This is a genomic window from Pseudomonas sp. NPDC090203 (assembly GCF_044746765.1).
Classification (GTDB): Bacteria; Pseudomonadota; Gammaproteobacteria; order Pseudomonadales; family Pseudomonadaceae; genus Aquipseudomonas; species Aquipseudomonas putida_AD.
Genome location: NZ_JBIVCV010000009.1, coordinates 109978 through 134194, shown reverse-complemented (window position 1 = coordinate 134194; position 24217 = coordinate 109978). Strand labels below are relative to the sequence as shown.

Below are 24217 nucleotides of genomic sequence, written 5' to 3'. Positions count from 1 at the left end.
TCACTGACTACGACTACGAGAACCGCCATGTCCAAAGCAGCATTGTCCTTCTTGATTCTGAGCATCATGGCCATCGCGACGGATCAATTGCTCCCGACATCGATGGACACCCTGGGCGCTATCGCCAAGGTTTCAGCAGGACTGTTCGCCTGCCTGTTCGTGATGGCGTTGATCGTGGGACGCCGGATCAAGTTCGACCCTGTACTGCGCCAGGCCAAGCCGTGATCCACGGCGCTGCCATCTGATACGCTTTTTTCAACTCGATCTGAGCTGCTTTCCTACACCCGCGCCCTACGCACCCGCCTGCCCCGCCCGAAGACCCTTCGTCTCTTTCTTGAGCCTGTGCTCGTATTTTGACCCAGACGCTTCTACTCTGAAGACAGATAGCCATCATGGCGCAAAGCCGCGTCTACGGCGGTTATCGCCTGGAATGTGGCAACCGGGAACTTTGCAAACCAGAACGCATTTCTGATAATTGGTGCTGGCTAAACGCCTTTATCTAGTTCAATATTGTCACAGATTTGACGCCAAGGATCCGACGTATTGAGGCATGATGGCGGACCTTTATGTTGGCTGGTTGAACATTTCGCCAAAATGACAGTCAGACGATGACATCACGCGGCTGAATGCAGAACCGCCTGCCCCTTTGAACTAAATCGGTTAAATATATGAGCCCTATGAAACAGGCCAATTATTCCAGTCGCACAGCTGACAAGTTCGTTGTCCGCCTCCCGGAAGGCATGCGCGAGCGTATTGCGGAAGTCGCCAAGCAGCATCACCGCAGCATGAACTCGGAAATCATTGCGCGTCTTGAGCAAAGTCTGATTCAGGAAGGCGCACTGGGCGACGAGCCAAGCCTGCGTCTGGACAGCCCGGAGCTGTCTCTGCACGAGCGTGAGCTGCTGCAGCGTTTCCGCCAGCTGGCTCATCGTCAGCAAAACGCCCTGGTGTCGTTGATTGCCCACGACACAAGCCTGGCAAACGACGACGAATAAGTCGCCCTTGCTCTCCCGAAAGCCAGCCTAGCGCTGGCTTTTTCATGCCCGCCATAAATGCACTGCACGCTGCCATGAAAAAACAAAAACCGCCTCCCAGGGCGGTTTTTTGTTTGCTTGCGCGGACTAGAGCAGGAACAGCGTGGCCAGCCCCAGAAAGATGAAGAAGCCGCCACTGTCGGTCATTGCAGTGATCATCACACTGGAACCCATGGCCGGGTCGCGCCCCAACCGCGCCAGGGTCATCGGGATCAGCACCCCCATGAACGCCGCCAGCAGCAGGTTCAGCGTCATCGCGGCGGTCATCACCACGCCCAGCGACCAGCTGTGGTACAGCAGGTAGGCCACGACGCCGATCACCCCGCCCCACAACAAGCCATTGACCAGCGCAACGCCCAGCTCCTTGCGCATCAGGCGCGAGGTGTTGCCGTTGCCGGTGCTGACCTGGTCCAGCGCCATGGCGCGAACGATCATGGTGATGGTCTGGTTGCCCGAGTTGCCGCCGATACCGGCCACGATCGGCATCAGGGCCGCGAGCGCCACCAGCTTCTCGATGGAGCCTTCGAACAGGCCGATCACGCGGGATGCGAGGAAGGCCGTGATGAGGTTCACCGCAAGCCAGGACCAGCGGTTGCGCAGTGAACGCCAGACCGAGGCGAAGATGTCTTCCTCTTCCCGCAGACCGGCCATGTTGAGGACTTCGGTCTCGCTCTCTTCGCGAATCAGGTCGACCATTTCATCGATGGTCAGACGGCCGATCAGCTTGCCGTTCTTGTCCACCACCGGCGAAGAAATCAGGTCGTAACGTTCGAACGCCTGGGCGGCCTCGTAGGCGTCGCCATCAGGGTGAAAGCTGACCGGATCGTCGGCCATGACTTCCGACACCTGTTTCTCCGGGTCATTGACCAGAAGGCGCTTGATCGGCAGCACACCCTTGAGCACGCCGTCGTAATCGACCACGAACAGTTTGTCGGTGTGGCTTGGCAGCTCCTTGAGGCGGCGCAGATAACGCAAGACCACTTCCAGGCTGACGTCCTCGCGGATGGTGACCATCTCGAAGTCCATCAGCGCGCCGACCTGTTCCTCATCGTAGGACAGGGCCGAACGCACGCGCTCGCGCTGCTGGGTGTCCAGCGCTTCCATCAATTCATGCACGACGTCGCGAGGCAGTTCAGGCGCAAGGTCGGCCAGTTCGTCAGCGTCCATCTCCTTGGCGGCTGCGAGCAGCTCGTGATCGTCCATGTCGGCGATCAGGGTTTCACGGACGGAGTCGGATACTTCCAGAAGGATGTCGCCGTCGCGCTCGGCCTTGACCAGTTGCCAGACCGTCAGGCGGTCCTCAACAGGCAGGGCTTCAAGAATGTAGGCGACGTCGGCGGAGTGCAGGTCATCGAGCTTGCGTTGCAGCTCGACCAGGTTTTGCCGGTGAACCAGGTTTTCGACGCGATCCTGATGCTGACCTTCCTGGCGATGGGTCAGATCTTCGACGACACGCTGGCGCTGCAGCAGATCGACCACTTGGGCAAGGCGATCCTGCAGGCTTTCCTGCGTCTTTTTTACTTCGATTTCAGTCATAGGCGAACTCCACTCCCAGCAGTGGAACACGCCGGAAGATCAATCAGTCGATTCTTGATTGGTACAGCTTGGATTTAAGTTGCTACTGGGTAAGTCCATGGAGGTATTCCACAAGCCCCGGCGGGGCTGACGGGCGCAATCATACACCGCTTGTCGAGGCTGCATGTTAAAAATTCAACACGGAACAAGCGCTTGCAACGCAATGCTGACTGCGGGATGAGTCTCTCTATCCTGCGACGTCACATCCGGTGAAGAAAACACGCTCGCTCCCGAATAATCATCTGGCTAGGCTGCGCTGACCCCGTCAAGGAGGACGCGCCTGTGCCATTGGACCTTCGAAAAGCCATTATTGCTGCCCTGTTTTTCATTCCCGTGCCTACATGGGCAAACAGCGTGCAGCGCTGCACCGATGAAAGCGGCAATCTCACCTTCACCACCCTGGGCTGTCCGCCCGGCCATGACATACAGTTGCACCAGGCTTACAACACCCCACCGGGAACGATAGCACCCGGCCCTGCTCCGCCTGCGCCAGGTGCCAAGACTGGCAGCAGCCACGAACTGGTGATCGTCGGCCAGCGGGACGACGGCTGCGGCAACGTGCTGAGTGCTGAACAGCGGCGCAAGGCGATCATCAACTACCAGACACCTGCCGGCATGACCAAACGCGATGTGGAAAGCCTGCTGGGCAGACCGGACAAGGTCGTGAGCCGCAACGGCGAGGTGAAGTATGTGTACGAGGAGAAAAAAGGCAAAAGCCGGCAGGTGTCATTCGATGAACACGGCTGCGTGAAAGGCAGGATTCAGAAGCAGGAACGCTAGAAAGACAAAAGGCCCGCATTTTCATGCGGGCCTTCTGATTTATGGTGCACTCGACAGGATTCGAACCTGTGACCGCTCGGTTCGTAGCCGAGTACTCTATCCAGCTGAGCTACGAGTGCAAGTGGCGCTTGTTAAACCAGATCACCACTGGTTACTGCATTTTACTTCTGGAAGTGAGTGGTGCTTCCGAAGACCTGTTGAAGCCAGGCTCTTTCTTAAAGCAGTTATCTGTATCACTACAAACAACGCTTAAATGGTGCACTCGACAGGATTCGAACCTGTGACCGCTCGGTTCGTAGCCGAGTACTCTATCCAGCTGAGCTACGAGTGCATTTGTTGCCGCGCATTATAGGCCGTTAAATCTGCTTGTCAACCACTTTTTCTAGTAAATTCAACAACTTACCGAAGAAGCCAGATTACAACGTACTACGCAAATAATGGCGGAGAACGGGGGATTCGAACCCCCGACACCCTTTTGAGGTGTACTCCCTTAGCAGGGGAGCGCCTTCGGCCACTCGGCCAGCTCTCCGCAACACGGGGCGTATAATAACCACCCTTTTCCCCGTTTGCAAACCAAAAATTCAATAAAAATTAATGGCTTGGTTCCTGGCCCTTCTCTTTCTTGATGCGCTCGTAGATCTCTTCACGGTGAACAGCCACTTCCTTGGGCGCATTGACGCCAATTCGTACCTGATTACCTTTAACGCCGAGCACGGTTACGGTGATCTCACCGTCACCAATAATCAGGCTCTCCGCGCACCGACGGGTCAAAATCAGCATGCCTATCTCCTCAATCTACATTCAGGGACTACAGTCTGCACAACCAAAAGGCATCGTCCGGAACCTGTACCAGCAGCCCGGTCAGCCTTGAGTATTGACTAGCGGCGGAAAAAAAACAGTTTTATCGCGCCGTTCAGAAACACGAAAGGCGCGGTATTCACCGCGCCTTTCGGTCAACGCTTACTCACCCTGGCGAGGCGCGTCGAGTTCAAAGGCAGTGTGCAGGGCGCGCACGGCCAGCTCCAGGTACTTCTCTTCGATGACCACCGAAACCTTGATTTCGGAGGTGGAGATCATCTGGATGTTGATGCTTTCCTTGGCCAGCGCTTCGAACATGCGGCTGGCAACGCCTGCGTGGGAGCGCATGCCGACGCCAACGATCGAAACCTTGGCGATCTTGGTGTCGCCGATCACTTCACGGGCACCGATTTCGCTGGCGGTCTTGTTCAGCACGGCCAGGGCCTGGTCGTACTCGTTGCGGTGTACGGTGAAGGTGAAGTCGGTGGTGTTATCGTGCGCAACATTTTGCACGATCATGTCGACTTCGATGTTGGCGGCGCTGATCGGGCCGAGGATCTTGAAGGCAACGCCTGGAGTATCCGGGACACCACGAATGGTCAGCTTGGCCTCGTCACGGTTGAAGGCGATGCCAGAAATGATCGGCTGTTCCATGGATTCCTCTTCATCAATGGTAATGAGGGTACCTGGACCCTCCTTGAAGCTGTGCAGCACGCGCAGCGGGACGTTGTACTTGCCGGCGAATTCCACCGAACGGATCTGCAGGACCTTGGAACCGAGGCTGGCCATTTCCAGCATCTCTTCGAAGGTGATCTTCTCCAGGCGCTGTGCTTGTGGCACTACGCGCGGGTCAGTGGTGTACACGCCATCGACGTCGGTGTAGATCTGGCACTCGTCGGCCTTGAGGGCCGCCGCCAGGGCAACGCCCGTGGTGTCGGAACCGCCACGCCCCAGGGTCGTGATGTTGCCGCTCTCGTCGACGCCCTGGAAACCGGCGACGACAACCACGCGACCTTCCTTGAGGTCAGCACGAATTTTCTGATCGTCGATCTGCAGGATACGCGCCTTGTTGTGCGCGTTGTCGGTCAGGATGCGCACCTGGTTGCCGGTGTAGGACACCGCAGGCACGCCACGCTTGATCAGCGCCATGGCCAGCAAGGCGATGGTCACCTGCTCGCCGGTGGAAACGATCACGTCCAGCTCGCGCGGGACCGGTTGATCGCTGATCTGCTTGGCCAGGTCGATCAGGCGATTGGTTTCGCCGCTCATGGCCGACAGCACGACCACCAGATCATCACCCGCCTCGCGGAATTTCTTGATCTTGTCGGCCACCTGCTCGATGCGCTCTACCGAGCCCACGGAGGTGCCGCCAAATTTCTGTACGATTAAAGCCATCTCAAAGCCGCCTCAGCCCGTGAAGGGCGCCCGTTAAACATTCAAACCACCAAGCGCTGCGACCTGCCGGCAGGCAGGCCGCAGTGGGTCGACCAAGGGTTTGTTACAGTCCCTGATCGGCGAACGGAACCGCCAGCGCGAGCGCTGCATCCAGGCCTGCGGCATCGACACCGCCGCCTTGCGCCATATCAGGACGACCACCGCCTTTACCGCCAACGGCAGCAGCCGCTTGCTTCATCAAATCACCGGCTTTGAGTTGGCCAGTCAGGTCCTTGGTGACGCCAGCCACCAACACGACCTTCTCCTCATGCACACCGCCGAGCAGGATCACTGCGCGGCCGAGTTTGTTCTTCAACTGGTCAACCAGGGCTAGCAGCGCCTTGCCATCCTGACCGTCGAGACGGGCAGCGAGGACCTTGGCGCCCTTGACGTCCACCGCAGCGGCAGACAGATCGTCGCCCGCAGCGCTGGCCGCCTTGGCCTGCAGTTGTTCCAGCTGTTTTTCCAGCAAGCGATTGCGTTCCAGGACAGCCGACAGCTTGTCCAGCAGGTTGTCGCGGTTGCCTTTGACCAGGCTCGCGGCTTCCTTCAGTTGTTCTTCGGCACCGTTCAGGTAGGCCAGCGCCACGGCGCCGGTGACCGCTTCGATACGACGCACGCCGGCAGCGACGCCGCCTTCGCTGACGATCTTGAACAGCGCGATGTCGCCAGTGCGGTTGGCGTGAATCCCGCCGCACAGCTCGACGGAGAAATCACCGCCCATGCTCAGTACGCGAACGCTGTCGCCGTACTTCTCGCCAAACAGCGCCATGGCGCCTTTCTTCTTGGCGGTGTCGATGTCGGTTTCTTCGGTTTCGACCGCAGTGTTCTTGCGCACTTCGGCGTTGACGATGTCTTCCAGGGCCTTGATCTGCTCGGGCTTGATCGCCTCGAAGTGGCTGAAGTCAAAGCGCAGGCGCTGACTGTCGACCAACGAGCCTTTCTGCTGGACGTGATCGCCCAGGACCTGACGCAGTGCCGCGTGCAGCAGGTGGGTGGCCGAGTGGTTCAGGGACGTGGCCTGACGCACATCAGCAGCGACCTCAGTCTGCAGTGCAGCGCCTACCGACAGGCTGCCGGACACCTGCACGCCGTGGTGCAGGAACGCGCCGCCGGTCTTGGTGGTGTCGCGCACGTCGAAACGCGCAGCGCCAGCCTGGAGGAAACCGCAGTCGCCAATCTGGCCACCGGATTCTGCGTAGAACGGCGTGCGATCGAGGATCACCACGCCCTCCTCGCCTTCGTTCAGTTGCTGGACCGACTCGCCATCCTTATAGATAGCCACGACCCTGGCGTCACCGTTGGTGGCCTTGTAACCGGTGAACTCGGTGGCCACGTCAACCTTGACCAGGCTGTTGTAGTCCATACCGAAGGCGCTGGCGGAGCGGGCGCGCTCACGCTGGGCGTCCATCTCGCGCTCGAAGCCTTCCTCATCGAGGGTCAGGTTGCGTTCGCGGGCGATGTCGCCGGTCAGGTCCATCGGGAAGCCATAGGTGTCGTACAGCTTGAACACCACTTCGCCCGGCACCACGGTGCCCTTGAGCTCGGCCAGGTCCTGCTCGAGGATTTTCAGGCCCTGCTCCAGGGTCTTGGCGAACTGCTCTTCTTCAGCCTTGAGTACGCGCTCGATGTGCGCCTGCTGGGAAGTGAGTTCCGGGAAGGCTTCGCCCATCTCGGCAACCAGCGCCGCGACGATCTGGTAGAAGAAGCTGCCCTTGGCACCCAGCTTGTTACCGTGACGGCAAGCGCGACGGATGATGCGACGCAGTACGTAGCCACGGCCTTCGTTGGATGGCAACACGCCATCGGCAATCAGGAAGCCGCAGGAACGGATGTGGTCGGCCACGACTTTCAGCGAAGGCTGGGCGTCATTGGTGCAACCGATGGCCTTGGCGGCAGCGGCCAGCAGGCTCTGGAACAGGTCGATCTCATAGTTCGAGTGCACGTGCTGCAGCACGGCGCTGATCCGCTCAAGGCCCATGCCGGTGTCGACCGACGGCGCTGGCAGCGGGTGCAGCACGCCGTCGGCGGTGCGGTTGAACTGCATGAAGACGTTGTTCCAGATCTCGATGTAACGGTCGCCGTCCTCTTCTGGCGAGCCCGGCGGGCCACCCCAGATGTCGGCGCCGTGATCGTAGAAGATCTCGGTGCAAGGACCGCACGGGCCGGTATCGCCCATGGTCCAGAAGTTGTCGGAAGCATACGGCGCGCCCTTGTTGTCGCCGATACGGACCATGCGCTCGGCCGGTACGCCGATTTCCTTGGTCCAGATGTCGTAGGCTTCGTCGTCGGTGGCGTAGACAGTGACCCAGAGCTTGTCTTTCGGCAGTTTCAGGACGCCGGTCAGGAAGGTCCAGGCGAAGGTGATCGCATCGCGCTTGAAGTAGTCACCGAAGCTGAAGTTGCCCAGCATTTCGAAGAAGGTGTGGTGACGCGCGGTGTACCCGACGTTTTCCAGGTCGTTGTGCTTGCCGCCGGCGCGCACGCACTTCTGGCTGCTGACGGCACGGGTGTAGGCTCGTTTTTCCTGGCCCAGGAAGCAGTCCTTGAACTGGTTCATGCCTGCGTTGGTGAACAGCAGGGTCGGGTCGTTGCCCGGAATCAAGGAGCTGGAGGCTACACGGGTGTGGCCCTGCTCTTCGAAGAAGCTCAGGAAGGCTTCACGGATTTCTGCGCTTTTCATAGGTTCTTCCACGGGAACTGCGGCCAGAGGCAAATGCATAACGTCATTCGACGTAGCGACGGCAAAGGGCCGCATTATATAGGCGTTGCTTCCACGGTACAGCGTCTTTGTACGATAGAAGCAACCAATTGGATTATCGGTCGATTATTGCGCGCCGAATTCGGCAAATGCTGCAACCACCTGCTCCATTTGCGCGCCAGACACGTCCAGATGCGTGACCATGCGCAGCCGCGACGCCGCGCTCAGGACGATGCCGCGCTCGGCGCAAAACGCCTTGAGCTGGTCGGCCCGCTCACCGATCTGCACGTACACCATGTTGGTCTGAACCGGCTCGACGGTGAAGCCCAGCTCCGACAGAGCCTTGCCCAGGAACGCGGCATTGGCGTGATCGTCTGCCAGGCGCTGGACCTGATGCTCCAGCGCATACAGCCCCGCCGCCGCGATCAGACCGGCCTGGCGCATGCCACCGCCGACCATCTTGCGCAAACGGCGAGCCTTTGCGATGAACTCGCTGGAACCGCACAGCACCGAGCCGATGGGTGCGCCCAGGCCTTTGGAGAGGCAAACCGATACCGAATCGAAATGCCGGGTGATCTCGCGGGCATCCACGCCCAGCTTGACCGAGGCGTTGTACAGGCGCGCGCCATCAAGATGCAGGCTCAGGCCCTTTTCAGTGGTCAGTTTGCGCGCTGCGGCCAGGTAGTCCAGCGACAGGACCTTGCCCTGCATGGTGTTTTCCAGAGCCAGCAAGCGGGTGCGGGCGAAATGGAAGTCATCGGCCTTGATGGCCGCGAGCACCTGATACAGGTCCAGAGAACCATCAGGCTGGTTATCCAGCGGCTGGGGCTGAATCGAACCCAGCACTGCCGCGCCACCGCCTTCGTATTTATAGGTGTGGGCCTGCTGACCCACAATGTATTCCTCGCCGCGCTCGCAGTGGGCCATCAGGCCCAGCAGGTTGCTCATGGTGCCGGTGGGAACGAACAGCGCCGCTGCAAAACCCAGACGCTGCGCCAGCCAGGATTCCAGCTTGTTTACCGTCGGGTCTTCGCCATACACGTCATCGCCCAGGGGCGCGCTGGCCATGGCCTCGCGCATGCCGGCGGTGGGCTGGGTCACTGTGTCGCTGCGCAGATCGATTACCGTCACGATGAAGCTCCCTGAAAAGTGTGTCGAACCTCAGTTCTGAGGCCTGGACCCTTGATAATCAAGTCTTCGCGCGGCAAAGCCAAGGCCTGCTTATAAGAAAACCTGATGAAAACCATCCAAAAGGCTCCATGCACATTCTGAAAATCTGTGTTACAAACTGCACGCCGACGAAATATGCCGTCGGCAACGTTCTCAGGGCGGGGTGCGATTCCCCACCGGCGGTAATGGTGCGCAAAGTGCCTAGCCCGCGAGCGCTCGGTCGGGATTTCAATCCCGACAGAGGTCAGCAGACCCGGTGTGATCCCGGGGCCGACGGTCATAGTCCGGATGAAGAGAGAACGGGATTGGCACCACAGGATCGTCTCGCAGCCGGGTCACGGGCATTTTTTGCCGGGCCGCTTGCGACCGTACCCTGGCATCCCCTTCGATCCAAACGCCCTGTTTTTTAATTAAACAGGAGTCAGAACAGATGCAACCCACCGCAATTCACGCTCACGAGCGCATCGCTTTCATTCAAGCTTGCTGGCACAAAGATATCGTCGATCAGGCGCGCAAAGGCTTCGTCGCCGAGATGGCCAACCATGGCTATGCCGAATCCGACATCGATTTCTATGAAGTGGGCGGCGCCTTCGAAATCCCGCTGCACGCCAAGCTGCTGGCCAAGACCGGTCAATATGCCGGCGTGGTGGCTGCAGGTCTGGTGGTGGACGGCGGCATCTACCGCCACGAGTTCGTCGCGCAGTCAGTCATCAGCGCGCTGATGCAGGTCCAGCTGGAAACCGAAGTGCCGGTGTTCTCGGTGGTCCTGACCCCGCACCACTTCCACGGTGGCGAAGAACACCACAACTACTTCTTCAACCACTTCGTGCACAAGGGCCAGGAAGCGGCGAAGACCTGCGCAGATACGCTGACCAAGCTGCGTGCGGTGCGGCGTCTGGGTGAGTCGCAGAAGGCTGTGGGCTAAAGGCTCAGACGCCGATCAATCCGTAGCAGCGCGGCTTGCCGGCGGGGGCGTCCGCAAGATCGCCCCCGCCGGCGAGCCGTGCTGCTACGGGATGGGGGCATGATGGCTTCAGCCCAACTGCTCATCAGTCGTCGGCACGATCAGAATCCCGGCACGCAGGCCGTTCTTGACCTTCGGGTTGGGGAAGATGATGCGGGCGCCCTCCTCCTCTACCACCCAGCGTGAATCGGCCAGGTCCTCGGCCAGCACGAACCCCTTGTCCAGCCTGGTGAAGTTCTCGATGTCCGCCGGAAGGTGCAGGCGGAAGGCGTCGCTGTGCTTGATGATCTCTCGCGCCACGCTGAACAGCTTCAACCCGTCGATCTGATCGCCCACCAGCGGCTCGGTGCCGCGAATCAGGTGCTCAAGGCAGAGTTTCAACGGCGTCAGGTTCACGCTCTGGTTCTGCCCGAACGGCCGCGCCTTGCCCAGCTCCAGCGTAAAGGCTTCTGCATCGAGCTTCTCGTAGGTGTAGGCGCTGAACACGATGGACGGCTTGTTCTGCAACAGCACGGCCTCCATCCCGGCGCGGTGCAGGCGGATTAGCTCGCGGCGCGAATGCTGGCGCCCCTCTTTCCAGGGGTAGAGCGCGAACTGTTCGATCTTCGAGCCGCGAATGGCCGTGTGCAGGTCGTAGTGCAGGCGGTAGCGGTCCGGCACGCTGAAGAAACTCGCCGCCAGGCGCTCCAGCTCGCAGGCGCGCATGGCTTCCGCGCCGCTGCCTTGTTCATGACGGCCATTGAACAGCCGGTTGATGTCATGTTCGACGTAACGCTCGCCGCGACGCATCGCCTCGGGGTTGCCGAACAGGAACAGAATGCGCGCCCGAGGCTTGAGTTCACCCCGGGCAATGGCATGGATCAGCTCGTCGAGCAGCTCGATCGGCGCGGTTTCATTGCCATGGATACCCGCGGACAACAGCAGGTCGGTGCCATTGTCCTTGGCCTCTGGGGGACGCACTTCCAGCGCACCCTCGGCCAGCCAGCGCATGCGCACGCCTTCGACGGTCAGTTGAGTCTTTTCTGCGGGTTCACGACCCGCCAGGGTCAGTTCAAGCAGTTTGCCGAGGGCGAGCATAAGGCCGATTACCTCTTAGTGATTGCAATCAGGGCCGTGGACGTGACCGTCTTCTTCATCTTCGCCGACGTCGGCCGCTTCCATTTCCAGCTGCAGGCTGACCAGGTTGGTGGCCATTGGGCGCAACAGCAGGTTGGCGTATTCGGTATCGCCTTCCTCGACGTCCACGCCGATCAGCAACTGACCGCGGCCATCCTGCTGAATCCACACCTCTTTGCCCTGCCAGATCACGGCAAAACGGGTGCAGGAGGTTTCCAGCTGGGTGCCATCGGTGTCTTCAAGGATCAAACGCAGCGCGTCGGTCATGCAGAAATTCTCTCTATAAGGCAGGAGCAGCGACGCCCCTGGTGCATCAATTGATTTGGAAAGGATAGACCGCGCCCAGCTTAAGGTGCTGAGTCAGTTCATCCAGCGCCGTACGACATTCGGTCAGCAGCTGCGGATCGGCCAGATCGCTTTCGCTCAGGCGGTCACGGTAGTGCTTGTCGACCCACTGCGTTAGGGTGTCATACAACGGCGCGGTCATGATAACCCCTGGGTTGACCGCTGCCAGTTCAGTTTCGTTGAGCGCCACGCGCAAACGCAGGCACGCCGGGCCGCCGCCGTTCTGCATGCTTTGCTTGAGGTCGAAGACCTTCACTTCGCGGATCGGGCTCTCGTCAGCGATCAGGCGTTGCAGGTAATTCCACACCCGCTCGTTGCTGCGGCACTCTTCCGGCACGATCAGCAGCATCGAACCATCGGCGCGGGACAGCAACTGGCTGTTGAACAGGTACGAGCGCACCGCATCCTCGACCGCCACTTCGGTGCGCGGCACGCAGATCGCCTGGAAGCGGCCGCCGCGACGATTCAGCTTGTCGTGCAGCTCGCTGAGCATGTGCTCGGTATTGAGGAAAGCGTCCTCGTGATAGAACAGCACCTCGCCATTGCCCACGGCGATCACGTCGTTGTGAAACACGCCCTGATCGATCACGGCCGGGTTCTGCTGGGCAAAGACCACGCCCTCATCGCTCAGGCCGTGCAGGCGGGCGACGGCTTGCGAGGCTTCCAGAGTCTGGCGCGCCGGGTATTTCTGCGGCGCCGGGAAACGGGTGTCGAAGGCCGCGCGACCGAACACGAAAAACTCCACCCCCGCCTCGCCGTAACTGCGGCAGAAACGCGTGTGGTTGGCCGCACCTTCATCGCCGAACTGGGCGACGGCAGGCAGGGCGGCGTGGTGGGCGAAATGCTGCTGGTCGGCGAACATGGCGCCCAGTACGCGACTGGTGGTCGGGTGCTCGATGCTGCGGTGGTACTTGCAGTTCAGGTTGGCGGCGGTGAAATGCACGCGGCCGTCGGCGGTATCGGCGCTGGGGCTGACAGTGGCGGCGTTGGCCACCCACATGCTCGACGCCGAGCAACTGGCGACCAGCAACGGCATGGATTCTTTTGCAGCGCGCTCGATGACCTGGGCGTCAGTGCCACCGAAGCCCAGCTTGCGCAGGCCGGCGATGTCCGGACGCTCCTGCGGCGCCAGCACGCCCTGGGTGAAGCCCATTTCCATCAGCGCTTTCATCTTCGCCAGGCCCTGCAACGCCGCTTCCCGCGGGTTCGAGGACTGCTGGCAATTGCTCTGGGACGCGACGTTGCCGTAGGACAATCCGCCGTAGTTATGGGTTGGCCCCACTAGACCGTCAAAGTTGACTTCACAGGATTTCATCGGTGAGGCTCCGTGGATCTGTTTTTATATGCACATTCTTCATGCGCTGCACACCTGTAGGAGCGCGCTTGCCCGCGACGGCTCTCTGTCCGCAAACGAGGTGTCGACTGACACTACGCGGTCGCGGGCAAGCGCGCTCCTACAGTCTTATTTCAGGGTGATGCCGGGGGTCAGGCTTGCTGGCAGCGCCAGCGTCCCGCTCTCCAGCGACGCCACCGGGTACGCGCAATAATCCGCGGCGTAGTACGCACTGGCGCGATGGTTGCCCGAAGCGCCGACGCCGCCGAACGGTGCGGTACTCGCCGCGCCGGTCAATTGCTTGTTCCAGTTGACGATGCCCGCCCGGCTTTGCAGCCAGAACTGTTGATAGCGTTCCTGCGAATCCGACAGCAGGCCGGCCGCCAGCCCGTACTGGGTGTTGTTGGCTTCGTCGATGGCCGCAGCGAAATCCACGTAGCGAATCACTTGCAGCAAGGGGCCGAACAGTTCCTCGTCGGGACGCTCGGCCACGTCACTCACGTCCAGGATACCCGGCGTCAGCAAGGCCGCATTGCTGTCGGGCTGGGCCATTTCCAGCAGCGCCACGGCGCCATTGGCCAGCAGGTGCTCCTGGGCTTCGAGCAGCGCCTGGGCGGCACGCAAGGAAATCACCGAGCCCATGAACGGCGCCGGCTGCTGATCGAACGCACCGACCTGAATGGTCGACGTCACCTCAACCAGCCGCGCCATGAACGCATCGCCCCACGCACCTTGCGGCACCAACAGGCGGCGAGCGCAGGTGCAGCGCTGGCCTGCGGAAATGAACGCCGACTGAATCACGGTGTAGACCGCCGCATCGACATCCGCGACCTGATCCACCACCAGCGGGTTGTTGCCGCCCATTTCCAGGGCAAGAATCTTGTCCGGCCGCCCGGCGAATTGCTGATGCAGCGAGTTGCCGGTGCGGCTTGAGCCGGTGAAGAACAGGCCGTCGATACCGACGTTGGCCGCCAGCGCGATACCGGTTTCCCGCGCGCCCTGCACCAGGTTCAGCACACCGGAGGGCAGACCGGCTTCGATCCAGCATTGCACCGTCAGCTCGGCGACTTTCGGCGTCAGCTCGCTGGGCTTGAACACCACCGCGTTACCGGCCAGTAGCGCCGGAACGATGTGCCCGTTAGGCAGGTGCCCCGGAAAATTGTAAGGGCCGAATACCGCCACCACGCCATGAGGCTTGTGGCGCAACACAGCGTTGGCGTCGCCCAGCGGGCCGCTCTTCTCGCCGGTGCGCTCGCGATAACTCTGAATCGAGATCGCGACCTTGTTGACCATGCTGGTCACTTCCGTCGCCGATTCCCACAGCGGTTTACCGGTTTCCTCACCGATGCAACGGGCGATTTCATCGGCGCGGCTCTTCAGCGCGGCGGCAAAGGCTTCCAGCACCACGATGCGCTCTTCCAGCGTGCGCGTCGCCCAGGCCGGGAACGCCTGGCGGGCAGCGCTGACCGCCGCTTCGACCTGCGCCGCGCTGGCACCCTGGCCTTTCCAGATCACCTGCTGGGTGACCGGGTTCAGCGATTCAAAAGCCTCGCCCTGCCCGGCCTGCCACTGGCCTGCGATATACAAAGTCGTCATTTACACACCCTCCCGAGCCGGCGACAGCGGCACCGCGCGCACCTGATCGCCCGCCGTCAGACGCAGGCGCTTGGCGGTTTTCGGATCGACCACCAGGGTGCCCGCCGCGAAACGCGCAGGGGCGGCAGTCACGCGGCAATCTTCGCGCTTGCGGTTGTGGATAAGAAACGGTGTCGCGTCATCGCCCGGCGTGCCCACCGCCAGCACCAGCGCCTGGCTGTCGCGCACGGCGCGGATCTTGCCGGTCTCGCATTCGATGGCCGGGCCTGCGTCGAAGATGTCGACGTAGCCCTGATAGCTGAAGCCTTCGGCCTTGAGCATGGTCAGCGCAGGTTCCGTGCTGGTGTGCACGCGACCGATCACGTCCCGCGCCGCCTGGGACAGGAAGCAGCTGTACAGCGGGAACTTGGGCATCAACTCGGCGATGAACGCACGGTTGCCGACACCGGTAAGGTAATCGGCCTGGCTGAACTCCATCTTGAAGAAGTGCCGGCCCAGGCTTTCCCAGAACGGCGAATGGCCCTGCTCGTCGGACATGCCGCGCATTTCGGCGATGATCTTCGCGCCGAATAGCTCGGGGAATTCGGCGATGAACAGCATCCGCGCCTTCGACAGCAGGCGACCGTTGAGGCCGTTGCGGAAATCGGCGTGCAGGAACAGCGAGCACAGCTCGGAGTTGCCGGTCAGATCGTTCGCCAGGAACAGCGTCGGGATCTCGCGATAGATGTTCAACTCTTGCGAGGCGCTGACCGTCAGGCCCACCCGGTAGTTGTACCAGGGCTCGCGCAGACCGACCGCACCGGCGATGGCCGAGATACCGACCACGCGGCCGTCGTCGTCTTCAAGGACGAACAGGTAGTCGGTGTCGCCCCGCTCGGCTTCGCCACGGAAGGTTTTTTCGGCCCAACCGACCCGGTGCGCCAGACGCTCTTCATTGGCCGGAAGCGTAGTCAGGCCTGCGCCTGTGCTGCGCGCCAAATCAATCAGCGCCGGTAGGTCACTGCTGCGTACGGGACGAACGATCATGCTTTCTCCTCAAGCCGGCTCCTGTGGGGCACCGGCGAACTCTAACCCGCGACACGGCAACGCAAGGGGTTGCCGATGACTCAACTGTCAAACCGCGACGATGCGCACGCTGGCACCTTCACCGACACCCAGCGCCTCGGCGGCAGCCAGGCTCAGGGTCACCGGCTTGCCAGGTACCCAGTCCAGTTCCAGCATCACGGCGCGGTAGTCCTGCAACTGGCTGTTGGCGACCAGGTATGGACGGCCGCCCTTCACCGCATCGCCGCTGGCGACGGTATCGACTTTCACCGGCACCACGCGGCTCTGGGCAATCGAGCGAATGCCGGAGGTGCGCGCATGCAGGGTCGGCCCGCCGTCGAAGATGTCGATGTAATGGTCGGTCTCGAAGCCTTCGCGCATCAGGATGTCGAAGGTGATCTGCGCGCGCGGGTGGACCTGGCCCATGGATTCCTGGGCTTCGTCCGGCAGCAGCGGCACGTAGATCGGGTAATGCGGCATCAGTTCGGCGAGGAACGTGCGGCTCTTGAGCCCACAGATACGCTCGGCTTCGGCGTAGTTGAGGTCGAAGAAGTTGCGACCGATGGCGTCCCAGAACGGCGAGTCGCCGTTTTCGTCGCTGTAGCCGACGATCTCGGTGACGATCGAATCGGCGAAGCGCTCGGGGTGAGCGGCCACGAACAGCAGGCGCGCACGGGAGTTGAGCTCCGACCACAAGGTGCCGACCAGTTCGGGCAGCACGTAGAAGCTGGTCAGCAGGCTGTTGCCGGTCAGGTCATGGCACTGGGAGAGCACGTGGATCTTGTTGTGGATCTTCAGTTCGCGGGAGGCGTGAACGAAGGTCTCGTTGCGGAAACTGTAGAACGGCTCGGAATAACCGGCCGAGGCAACGATTCCGGAACAGCCCACCAGACGCCCGGATTCGGTGTCTTCAAGCACGAAGAAATAGGTTTCCTCGCCATTGAAACTGACCTCGGCGGCGAACGACGCTTCGGAAGCGGCGATCTTGTCACCCAGACGTCCAGCGTCATCCGGCAGGGACGTGACACCAATCGGACTGTCCGCAGCCAGGCGTTGAACCTCGCTCAGATCAGCCATTTGCGCAGGGCGCATCACCAGCATGGTGTCACTCCTTGAGAAAAAAATCGGGCCGGGTGTCCGGCAACAGAAAAAAACGTCATTACGACAGCGCCCTGTAGGAGCGCGCTTGCCCGCGACCGCGATGTATCAGCCGATACAGGCGTGACAGGCAGATCGCGTCGCGGGCAAGCGCGCTCCTACAGGTGGTGTGGCGCGGGTCAGGCTTTGGTCAGCTTCGCCACGGCACGCTCGAAACGGTCCAGGCCTTCGATGATGTCGGCATCCTCGATCACCAGGCTCGGCGCGAAGCGCACAACGTCGGGACCTGCCTGCAGGATCATCAGGTTTTCCTGTTCGGCAGCGTTGAAGAAGTCCTTGGCCTTGCCCTTCCAGGCGTCAGTCAGCACCGCACCGATCAACAGGCCCATGCCGCGCACTTCGCTGAACACGCCATATTGCTGGCCGATCTTCTCGAGGCGCGCCTTGAACAGTTCGTGCTTGGCAGTGACACCCGCCAGCACCTCGGGGGTGTTGATGACGTCGATCACCGCCTCGCCCACCGAGCAGGCCAGCGGGTTGCCGCCGTAGGTGGTGCCGTGCACGCCGACAGCCAGGTGCTTGGCCAGTTTCTCGGTGGTCAGCATGGCCGCCATCGGGAAGCCGCCGCCGATGCTCTTGGCGCTGGAGAGGATGTCCGGGGTCACGCCGTAATGCATGTAGGCGAACAAATGGCCGCTACGGCCCATGCCGCTCTGGACTTCGTCGAACACCAACAGTGCGTTGTGCTCGTCACACAGCTTGCGCGCGCCTTGCAGGTATTCAAGCTCGGCTGGCAGTACACCGCCCTCGCCCTGGATCGGCTCCAGCACCACGGCGCAGGTCTTGTCGCTGACCGCAGCCTTCAGTGCTTCCAGATCGTTGTAAGGCACATGGGTGATACCGGTGATTTTCGGGCCGAAGCCGTCGGAGTACTTCGGCTGGCCGCCCACGCTCACGGTGAACAGGGTGCGACCGTGGAAGCTGTTCAGCGCCGCGACGATTTCATACTTCTCGGTGCCGTACAGGTCGTGAGCCACGCGACGGGCCAGCTTGAAGGCCGCTTCGTTGGCTTCGGCGCCCGAGTTACAGAAGAACACGCGCTCGGCGAAGGTGGCATCGACCAGCTTCTTGGCCAGGCGCAGCGCAGGCTCGTTGGTAAATACGTTGGAGACATGCCACAGCTTGTTGGCCTGTTCGGTCAGTGCACCGACCAGCGCCGGGTGGGCGTGGCCCAGTACGTTGACCGCGATGCCGCCGGAGAAATCGATCAGCTCGCGCCCCGCCTGGTCCCACACGCGGGAACCCTGGCCGCGTACCGGAATGAACGCTGCGGGAGCGTAGTTGGGGACCATCACCTGGTCGAAATCGGCACGTTGCACCGGTACTTGCTCAACGGACATCGGAGTCTCCTGAAGAGGAACGCCTGCCTGGGACTGGCGAGCGATGGAAGGATTGTAAGGACTGATTTGAGCGCGGCCTTGCCGCCAAGCGACAACTTCTTATAGCGCAAAACCGGCTTTTTCAGAGGCTTTCGGCAATGCGACAAAATGCTTCGGAAAGGCGCAGTTTAAACGTTAGCGGCGCGCAGTAGCAGCGTTGTGTGGATTTGAATTGTTTGACATGGACATCTGTAGGAGCGCGCTTGCCCGCGACGGGGTCGTGCCAGACAGCACATCCCCACCAGGCAGATCGCATTCGCGGGCAAGCGCGCTCCTGCAGGGGATCGATTTGCAGAGTGTCAACCGCGCTCGGCAGGCACCGACGACAGTTCGAACGGGCTGCTGCTGCGGCGCTGGTTGCGGTCTTCGCGGGGGGTGGCGCCGAAGAAATTGCGATAGGCGCTGGAGAAGTGCGGGCCCGAGGAGAAGCCGCACGACAGGCCGATCTGGATGATCGACTTGCTGGTCTGCATCAGCATCTGGCGGGCCTTGTTCAGGCGCAGCTCCAGATAATACTGGCTCGGCACGCGATTGAGGTACTGCTTGAAGATGCGCTCCAGTTGCCTGCGCGAAACACACACATGCTGTGCGATTTCGTCGGTAGTCAGCGGCTCTTCGATGTTGGCTTCCATCAACAGTACGGCCTGGGTCAGCTTCGGATGACTCGAACCCAGACGGTTCTGCAACGGAATGCGCTGACGCTCGCCGCCCTCGCGAATGCGCTCCACTACCAGTTCTTCCGACACCGCACCGGCAAGCTCGGCACCGTGATCGCGGGCCAGCACGGCCAGCAGCAGATCCAGTACCGACATCCCGCCGCAGGCTGTCAGACGATCGCGATCCCAATCGAACAGGTGGCTGGTGGCGATGACTTTCGGGAAGCGCTCGGCGAAATCATCCTGCCAGCGCCAGTGCACCGCCGCGCGATAACCATCGAGCAGCCCCAGTTGCGCCAGCGGATAGACACCCGCCGACAGGCCGCCGATCACACAGCCTGCGCGCACCAGTTGCTTGAGCGCGCCAGCCAGCGCAGACGCCATCGGCGCCGGTGGCTCGTCGGCGACCAGAAACACCTTCTGGCAGCCTTCAAGACGCCCCGCCCAGGGCTCGCCCGGCAACTGCCAGGCGGCGCCTTCGACCGGCGGTTCGGCCTGCAGGAACGACAGCTCATAGACCACTTCCGGATGCACCCGCTGCGCGACACGCAGGGCTTCTTCGGCCAGCGCCAGGGTCAGGGCCTTGGTGCCGGGCCAGATAAGAAATCCGATTCGATGGGCAGTCATGTCGTGCAATCCGGAACGTGTCGCAATTTTTTATGGGTCACACGCAGGGCGTGCAAAATCTGTTGCGTTCAGTTGATGGCGGCGAGCTGAATGACGCGCAGCATGAACTGTTCTCTCACAAAACGCACCGTTGAAAACGGGCGAATCGTTATTTCAGGCTACCGGACAGGAACTGCTGCAGACGTTCCGATTTCGGATTGACCAGCACCTCGCGAGGATCGCCGCTCTCTTCGATCAGGCCCTTGTGCAGGAAAATCAGCTGGTTGGACACTTCACGGGCAAAGCCCATCTCGTGGGTCACCACGACCATGGTGCGACCTTCCTGAGCCAGCGCCTGCATGACCTTCAACACGTCGCCGACCAATTCAGGGTCCAGCGCGGACGTCGGTTCGTCGAACAGCATGACCTCAGGTTCCATCGCCAGCGCCCGGGCAATCGCCACGCGCTGCTGCTCGCCACCGGACATGTGCCCCGGGTAGGCGTCCTTGCGATGGGCCACGCCGACCTTGTTCAGGTAATGCTCGGCCTTTTCCAGGGCTTCTTTCTTCGGCACGCCCAGGACATGGATCGGTGCTTCGATGATGTTCTCCAGCGCTGTCATGTGCGACCACAGGTTGAAGTGCTGAAACACCATCGACAAGCGCGAACGCATGCGTTGCAGCTGCTTGGGGTCGGCCGCCTTAAGGCCGCCGTCCTTGTTGGCCACCAGCTTGAGCTCTTCGTTGTTGAGCAGGATGCGGCCGGATTTGGGCTGCTCCAGCAGGTTGATGCAGCGCAGAAAGGTACTTTTGCCCGAGCCGCTGGAGCCGATGATGCTGATCACATCGCCCGCTTTGGCCGTCAGCGAAACGCCTTTGAGCACTTCGTGACTGCCATAGCACTTGTGCAGGTCCTGGACTTCCAGTTTGTTCATGGTTTCGGTTCTCACAAGTAATCAGTCGCTGAGCAGGCGGCCGGAACGCAGCGGGGTACGCCCCGCCACCTTGGCCATCCAGTAGCCCGGCTGGGCGTAACGCAGTTTTTCGATGGCGAACAGCACCCCGGCGGTGCCGGCGCAGACGGTGGTCGCACGGTCGTTCAGCGGATCGACGACCTCGAACAGCGGCTCGCCCGGCTCGACCCACTCACCTGCTTCGCGCAGGAAGGTCAGCACGCCGGTGTGCGGCGCGTAGATCATTTCGGTGCCTTCGAACGGCATGCCTTCGCACGGCTCATGGGCCGGTTGTGGCCACTCTCCGCTGATCAGGCCATGCCCGGCGAGGAACGCCAGAATGCCTTCGGCATAAGCTTGCGCCTCGACTTTGCCAGTGTTGGACTGCCCGCCCAGTTCAAGGGTGGTGGACATGCAGGCCAGCGGGATCTGCGCCTCGGGGAATTTCTTCGCCAGCCGCAGCCATGGCAGCGAGCAGGCTTCGTCGAACGAACTGCCGCCGGAGTCTTCAGCCAGCAGGCCGACACTGACACCCAGGTAGGCCGACAGCGAACGCCACTGCGGCCAGTGCTGGGGCAGCGCGTACATGTGCAGCGATGCGTCGGTGTCGCAATGCAGATCGAGCACGATGTCGGCGTTGCAAGCGTGGCTCAGCAGCACGCGATGCATGCCTGCCAGTTCGCTGCCCGCAGGCGGCAACTGGACGAGCACATCGGCCATGGCCTGGCGAATCAGCTTGATGTTGGCCCGAGGATCGTCGCCCAGCTTGCCATCGAGCATCTGCGCCACCGGCTCGCTCAGCTCGGTGAAATCGCGGTTGAAGTTCTTGCCGCTGCCGTACTCGAAACGACCCTGGTGATTGCCTTGCAGCAACTGCCCAAGGCCGATGGGGTTGGCCACCGGAACCAGCTCGATGACGCCGTTGAGCATGCCCTGCTCTTCGAGCTCGGCCAGGCGCTGCTTCAATTCCCAGGCCGTGCGCATGCCCGGCAGTTCGTCGGCGTGCAGGCTGGCCTGGATGTAGACCTTGCGCTCGCCCTGACCGAAGCGGAACACACTCAGCGTGCGCTCGGTCCCCAGGGTGCTCCAGGGCAGTCGATGATCGATGCGTTGCATATCAGTGCTTCCTCGGTGCGAGGTAACCGAGCCAGCGGCGCTCGGCCAGCTTGAACAGTTTCACCAGAATGAAGGTCAGGCACAGGTAGAACACGCCCGCCGTGATGTACGCCTCGAACGGCAGATAGAACTGCGCGTTCACCGTGCGCGCGGCGCCGGTGATGTCGATCAGGGTGACGATGGAGGCCAGGCTCGTGGTCTGCAGCATCATGATCACTTCGTTGCTGTACTGCGGCAGCGCCCGGCGCAAAGCCGACGGCAGCAGGATACGGCGGTACATCTTGGCCTTGGACATGCCCATGGCCCGCGCCGCTTCGATCTCACCCGGCGGGGTGGACTTGAGGCTGCCGGCGATGATCTCGGCGGTGTAGGCACTGGTGTTGATCGCAAAGGCCAGGCACGCGCAGAAGGTCGCGCTGGACAGCCACGGCCACAGGAAGCTCTCGCGCACGGCTTCGAACTGCGCCAGGCCGTAGTAGATCAGGAACAACTGCACCAGCATCGGCGTGCCGCGAATCACGTAGGTGTAGCTCCACGCCAGCAGATTGACCCAGGCGACTTTCGAGACGCGCATCAGGGCCAGCGGCAAGGCCGCCAACAGTCCGAAGAACAGCGACAGCGCGAGCAGCTTGAGGGTAATCAACAGGCCGCCGAAATACAGCGGCAGGCTGTCCCAGACCACGTTGTAATCGAAGATCATAGGTCTGCCACCCTTACGCCGGCCGAGTAGCGTTTTTCGATGTAACGCAGTACCAGCAGCGAGACACTGGTGATCACCAGGTACATGGCCGCGACTGCGAGGAAGAAAGTGAAGGGTTCGCGGGTGGCGTCGGCCGCCTGCTTGGCCTTGAACATCATGTCTTGCAGGCCGACCACGGAGATCAGCGCGGTGGCCTTGGTCAGTACCAGCCAGTTATTGGTGAAGCCTGGAATCGCCAGACGGATCATCTGCGGCACCAGGATGCGGAAAAACACGCGCGAGCTGCTCATGCCGTAGGCCATGCCGGCTTCGGCCTGCCCCTTGGGAATGGCCATGAAGGCGCCGCGGAAGGTTTCTGAAAGATATGCACCGAAAATGAAGCCCAGCGTGCCGATACCGGCCATCAGCGGGTTCAGGTCGATGTAGTCGTCGTGGCCGAGCAGCGGCGCGACGCGGTTGAGCAGGTCCTGGCCGCCGTAGAAAATCAGCAGGATCAGCACCAGATCGGGAATGCCACGAATGACGGTGGAATACAGGTCGCCCAGCCAGGCCAGCCAGCGCACCGGCGACAGACGCAGGGACACGCCGACCAGACCGAGCACGATGGCCAGTGCCATGGAGCACAGGGCGAGCTGCAGGGTCAGCCATGCACCGTCGAGAATGACGGCTCCGTAGCCTTTCAACATGTAGTGTGGCCCTCGAGCGCGGGATAGAAAAATGGCGCGATCAGAAGGATGAAGACCCCGCTGATTGCGCCATTACGGACGAACGTCGACTTACTTGCCGTAGATGTCGAAGTTGAAGTACTTGTCCTGGATAGCCTTGTATTTGCCGTTGGCACGGATAGCAGCGATGGCGGCATTGATCTTGTCCAGATCGGCCTTGTCACCCTTGCGCACCGCAATGCCTACGCCGTCGCCGAAGTATTTGACGTCGGTGAAGGCAGGACCCACGAAAGCGTAGCCCTTGCCCGAATCGGTGTTCAGGAAACCGTCCTGCAGCAGGGTGGCGTCCGCTACGGTACCGTCCAGGCGACCGGCGCCGATGTCCAGGTAGATTTCGTTCTGCGAGCTGTATGGCTTGATCTCGGCGCCCAGGGGAGCCAGGACTTCCTTGGCGAAACGCTCGTGGATCGAGCCACGCTGCACGCCGATGTTCTTGCCCTTGATTTCAGCCAGGTTGTCGCCCAGGACAGTGCCCTGCTTCATGACCAGACGGGCCGGGGTGTTGTAGTACTTGTTGGTGAAGTCCACGGACTGCTTGCGATCGTCGGTGATGGACATCGAGGACAGGATGGCGTCGATCTTGCGCACCTTGAGCGCCGGGATCAGGCCGTCGAACTCCTGCTCGACCCACACGCACTTGACCTTCATCTCTTCGCACAGGGCGTTGCCGATGTCGTAGTCAAAACCCACGATGCTGCCGTCCGGCGCCTTGGAGGCGAATGGAGGGTACGCCGCTTCGATACCGATCTTCAGGGGTTTTTCATCAGCGAACGCAGGCTGTACCAGTACGGACAGCGCCAGTGCGCCCAGCAGCATGAGCTTTTTCATTCTTGGAACTCCATCGGTAAAACGCGACAAGTGACCATGGGCGGTAACGCCCGATGAGCAGAAGGACTATCTGAAATTGCGACGCGAGGCGCTGGCGGGTTCATGGCCCGACAAGCCTTCGGCGAGTGATCGGCATTTTAGCGGCAGGCTTTAAGTCGATATTTCTTCAATGCGACAACTAGTTACAGAAGCACCGAGAAAGCCATT

Annotated in this window: 22 protein-coding genes, 3 tRNA genes and 1 riboswitch; of the genes, 4 read left to right on the top strand and 21 right to left on the bottom strand. The window is 61.3% G+C overall.

What is annotated here, in order from left to right:
* The first annotated feature begins 27 nt into the window (after positions 1–27).
* Both ACIPO9_RS17115 and ACIPO9_RS17110 read left to right on the top strand, forming a co-directional pair.
* A complete protein-coding gene (locus ACIPO9_RS17115; RefSeq protein WP_400782265.1) occupies positions 28–225 on the top strand; it encodes a PA3371 family protein in 198 nt (65 codons plus the stop codon).
* Between the two features lie 443 nt (positions 226–668).
* On the top strand, positions 669–995 hold the full coding sequence (locus ACIPO9_RS17110; RefSeq protein WP_093464019.1) for an Arc family DNA-binding protein: 327 nt from the start codon (positions 669–671) through the stop codon (positions 993–995).
* A gap of 126 nt (positions 996–1121) precedes the next feature.
* On the opposite strand, the gene mgtE is transcribed toward ACIPO9_RS17110, so the two are convergent.
* Positions 1122–2570: a magnesium transporter gene (gene mgtE / locus ACIPO9_RS17105; RefSeq protein WP_274134539.1), complete on the bottom strand. Its 1449-nt coding sequence runs from the start codon at positions 2568–2570 to the stop codon at positions 1122–1124.
* Between the two features lie 321 nt (positions 2571–2891).
* Here mgtE and ACIPO9_RS17100 point away from each other — a divergent pair, with 321 nt between their 5' ends.
* Positions 2892–3389: a cell envelope protein SmpA gene (locus ACIPO9_RS17100; protein WP_400782263.1), complete on the top strand. Its 498-nt coding sequence runs from the start codon at positions 2892–2894 to the stop codon at positions 3387–3389.
* 42 nt (positions 3390–3431) lie between these two features.
* Here ACIPO9_RS17100 and ACIPO9_RS17095 read toward each other — a convergent pair.
* The 7 genes from ACIPO9_RS17095 to ltaE all read right to left on the bottom strand — a co-directional run bounded on the left by ACIPO9_RS17095 (position 3432) and on the right by ltaE (position 9453).
* A tRNA-Arg gene (locus ACIPO9_RS17095) sits at positions 3432–3508 on the bottom strand.
* Between the two features lie 135 nt (positions 3509–3643).
* Positions 3644–3720 (bottom strand) — tRNA-Arg (locus tag ACIPO9_RS17090).
* A 107-nt stretch (positions 3721–3827) separates the two neighbouring features.
* A tRNA-Ser gene (locus ACIPO9_RS17085) sits at positions 3828–3918 on the bottom strand.
* A 62-nt stretch (positions 3919–3980) separates the two neighbouring features.
* Positions 3981–4169: a carbon storage regulator CsrA gene (csrA, locus tag ACIPO9_RS17080; protein ID WP_274134538.1), complete on the bottom strand. Its 189-nt coding sequence runs from the start codon at positions 4167–4169 to the stop codon at positions 3981–3983.
* A gap of 180 nt (positions 4170–4349) precedes the next feature.
* On the bottom strand, positions 4350–5582 hold the full coding sequence (locus tag ACIPO9_RS17075; protein ID WP_274134536.1) for an aspartate kinase: 1233 nt from the start codon (positions 5580–5582) through the stop codon (positions 4350–4352).
* Between the two features lie 103 nt (positions 5583–5685).
* Positions 5686–8304 (bottom strand): alanine--tRNA ligase, encoded by a 2619-nt coding sequence (gene alaS / locus ACIPO9_RS17070; protein ID WP_400782261.1) that lies wholly within the window; start codon positions 8302–8304, stop codon positions 5686–5688.
* A gap of 144 nt (positions 8305–8448) precedes the next feature.
* The gene (ltaE, locus tag ACIPO9_RS17065) at positions 8449–9453 is read right to left on the bottom strand and encodes a low-specificity L-threonine aldolase (protein ID WP_400782258.1); all 1005 of its coding nucleotides are present in this window, start codon (positions 9451–9453) and stop codon (positions 8449–8451) included.
* A gap of 184 nt (positions 9454–9637) precedes the next feature.
* Positions 9638–9797, top strand: a riboswitch (FMN riboswitch).
* A gap of 125 nt (positions 9798–9922) precedes the next feature.
* Between ltaE and ACIPO9_RS17060 the strand changes: the two genes are divergently transcribed.
* Entirely contained in the window at positions 9923–10417 is a 495-nt protein-coding gene (locus ACIPO9_RS17060) for a 6,7-dimethyl-8-ribityllumazine synthase (protein WP_274134532.1), read from the top strand.
* Between the two features lie 108 nt (positions 10418–10525).
* Here ACIPO9_RS17060 and astE read toward each other — a convergent pair whose 3' ends face one another.
* From astE to ACIPO9_RS16995, 13 genes are all read right to left on the bottom strand, one after another.
* Positions 10526–11533 (bottom strand): succinylglutamate desuccinylase, encoded by a 1008-nt coding sequence (gene astE / locus ACIPO9_RS17055; protein WP_274134530.1) that lies wholly within the window; start codon positions 11531–11533, stop codon positions 10526–10528.
* 15 nt (positions 11534–11548) lie between these two features.
* On the bottom strand, positions 11549–11839 hold the full coding sequence (locus tag ACIPO9_RS17050; protein WP_274134528.1) for a topoisomerase II: 291 nt from the start codon (positions 11837–11839) through the stop codon (positions 11549–11551).
* A 46-nt stretch (positions 11840–11885) separates the two neighbouring features.
* On the bottom strand, positions 11886–13232 hold the full coding sequence (astB, locus tag ACIPO9_RS17045) for an N-succinylarginine dihydrolase (RefSeq protein ID WP_400782256.1): 1347 nt from the start codon (positions 13230–13232) through the stop codon (positions 11886–11888).
* A gap of 147 nt (positions 13233–13379) precedes the next feature.
* The gene (gene astD / locus ACIPO9_RS17040) at positions 13380–14846 is read right to left on the bottom strand and encodes a succinylglutamate-semialdehyde dehydrogenase (RefSeq protein WP_400782254.1); all 1467 of its coding nucleotides are present in this window, start codon (positions 14844–14846) and stop codon (positions 13380–13382) included.
* Complete coding sequence (astA, locus tag ACIPO9_RS17035) at positions 14847–15872, bottom strand: arginine N-succinyltransferase (RefSeq protein WP_274134524.1); 1026 nt, start codon at positions 15870–15872, stop codon at positions 14847–14849.
* 87 nt (positions 15873–15959) lie between these two features.
* Positions 15960–16991: an arginine/ornithine succinyltransferase subunit alpha gene (gene aruF / locus ACIPO9_RS17030; protein ID WP_274134523.1), complete on the bottom strand. Its 1032-nt coding sequence runs from the start codon at positions 16989–16991 to the stop codon at positions 15960–15962.
* A gap of 176 nt (positions 16992–17167) precedes the next feature.
* Positions 17168–18388, bottom strand: a complete 1221-nt coding sequence (locus ACIPO9_RS17025) for an aspartate aminotransferase family protein (protein ID WP_274134521.1) — start codon at positions 18386–18388, stop codon at positions 17168–17170.
* Between the two features lie 338 nt (positions 18389–18726).
* Entirely contained in the window at positions 18727–19710 is a 984-nt protein-coding gene (gene argR / locus ACIPO9_RS17020) for a transcriptional regulator ArgR (protein WP_274134520.1), read from the bottom strand.
* A 148-nt stretch (positions 19711–19858) separates the two neighbouring features.
* The gene (locus ACIPO9_RS17015; protein ID WP_274134519.1) at positions 19859–20623 is read right to left on the bottom strand and encodes an ABC transporter ATP-binding protein; all 765 of its coding nucleotides are present in this window, start codon (positions 20621–20623) and stop codon (positions 19859–19861) included.
* A gap of 21 nt (positions 20624–20644) precedes the next feature.
* Positions 20645–21757 carry a succinylglutamate desuccinylase/aspartoacylase family protein gene (locus tag ACIPO9_RS17010; protein WP_400782253.1) on the bottom strand — a complete coding sequence of 371 codons (1113 nt, stop codon included), beginning with the start codon at positions 21755–21757 and terminating at the stop codon, positions 20645–20647.
* Between the two features lies 1 nt (position 21758).
* Entirely contained in the window at positions 21759–22457 is a 699-nt protein-coding gene (locus ACIPO9_RS17005; RefSeq protein WP_274134517.1) for an ABC transporter permease, read from the bottom strand.
* Positions 22454–23143 (bottom strand): ABC transporter permease, encoded by a 690-nt coding sequence (locus ACIPO9_RS17000; RefSeq protein WP_400782252.1) that lies wholly within the window; start codon positions 23141–23143, stop codon positions 22454–22456. The genes ACIPO9_RS17005 and ACIPO9_RS17000 overlap by 4 nt, the downstream gene beginning before the upstream one ends.
* A 90-nt stretch (positions 23144–23233) precedes the next feature.
* Positions 23234–24010, bottom strand: a complete 777-nt coding sequence (locus ACIPO9_RS16995) for an ABC transporter substrate-binding protein (protein ID WP_274134515.1) — start codon at positions 24008–24010, stop codon at positions 23234–23236.
* Positions 24011–24217: the final 207 nt, after the last annotated feature.